The sequence below is a fragment of the Luteitalea sp. genome (assembly GCA_009377605.1).
In the GTDB taxonomy this organism is placed as follows: domain Bacteria; phylum Acidobacteriota; class Vicinamibacteria; order Vicinamibacterales; family Vicinamibacteraceae; genus WHTT01.
This window is the reverse complement of record WHTT01000253.1, coordinates 1-401: the sequence shown is the minus strand read 5'-3', so window position 1 is coordinate 401 and position 401 is coordinate 1. Positions and strand designations below refer to the sequence as shown.

Genomic DNA, 401 nt, shown 5'->3' with positions numbered 1-401 from the left:
GTCTTCGCGAAGGGCGTTGATGGACAGCGGAGAGCCCACCAGCTCAGGCAGGCGGAGAACCAGAAGTTCAAGGTTGCCGAGGTCCTGGATGCGCTCCAGTCCAGCCACCTCCTCCCGCACCAGCCGATTTCGATATTCGCGCGACCACCGTCGCGCCTCGACCTCGGAGCCGCTCAGGAAAGGTTCGGGAAACCCTCCCAATTTGAGCAAATCGGCAAACCCGGCGGACGTGCGAATGGCCAGTTCCTTTGCCGAGAACGGGTGCAGCCGCAACATGTGATATCGCCCCTGAAGCGAATCGCCGCCAAAACGATAGAAATCGAGCCGAGCGCTTCCGGTCACCAAAATTCTCTGGCCGCGCCTTCTTCCATCGTAGAGTCCTTTGAGTAAGTTGCGCCATG

General features: G+C 59.9%; 1 protein-coding gene (running past one end of the window). It reads right to left on the bottom strand.

Annotated features, from left to right (window positions below):
* Window positions 1-71 carry part of the coding region annotated (locus GEV06_28800) for a DUF4143 domain-containing protein (protein ID MPZ21843.1) on the bottom strand (this coding region is incomplete at its 3' end). The annotated region extends 326 nt beyond the left edge of the window, so 71 of the 397 annotated nt are shown.
* Window positions 72-401: the final 330 nt, after the last annotated feature.